Origin of the sequence: Pseudomonas sp. SIMBA_068 (assembly GCF_046534705.1) — a bacterium.
Lineage (GTDB): Bacteria > Pseudomonadota > Gammaproteobacteria > Pseudomonadales > Pseudomonadaceae > Aquipseudomonas > Aquipseudomonas putida.
In genome coordinates this window covers 1-274 of record NZ_JAWRYI010000462.1, presented here as the reverse complement: position 1 = coordinate 274, position 274 = coordinate 1, and the positions used below count along the sequence as shown (strand labels likewise).

General features: G+C 52.6%; 2 protein-coding genes. One reads left to right on the top strand and one right to left on the bottom strand.

Features of this window, described 5'->3' with window-relative positions:
* Window positions 1–193, top strand: a 193-nt coding sequence (locus SB756_RS29965) for an AhpA/YtjB family protein (RefSeq protein ID WP_410913220.1), incomplete at its 5' end; no start/stop codon positions are given.
* On the opposite strand, the gene SB756_RS29960 is transcribed toward SB756_RS29965, so the two are convergent.
* Window positions 142–264 (bottom strand): ribonucleotide-diphosphate reductase subunit beta, encoded by a 123-nt coding sequence (locus SB756_RS29960; protein WP_410913222.1) that lies wholly within the window; start codon window positions 262–264, stop codon window positions 142–144. The genes SB756_RS29965 and SB756_RS29960 overlap by 52 nt on opposite strands.
* Between the last annotated feature and the right edge of the window lie 10 nt (window positions 265–274).

Below are 274 nucleotides of genomic sequence, written 5' to 3'. Positions count from 1 at the left end.
CGAGGAGCTGGCGCATACGCTGACCAGCCAGGTGGCGTTCAGCCTTAAGCCGTTGATGGACAACAGTGAAAATAACCGGACTCAGATAGAAGCCATTCTTAATCAGATGACGGCTAACAGCCGTATTCTGGATGCATCGGTCTATAGCTTGCCACGGCTCGACCAGTACATCGGCAGCCAGAAGCCGGAATAGAACAAAAACGACTCCAGGAAAACGCTGGCGATCTTCTTCTTCAGCGGATCATCGGCCTGGTAGTGTTCCAGAATGATGCGC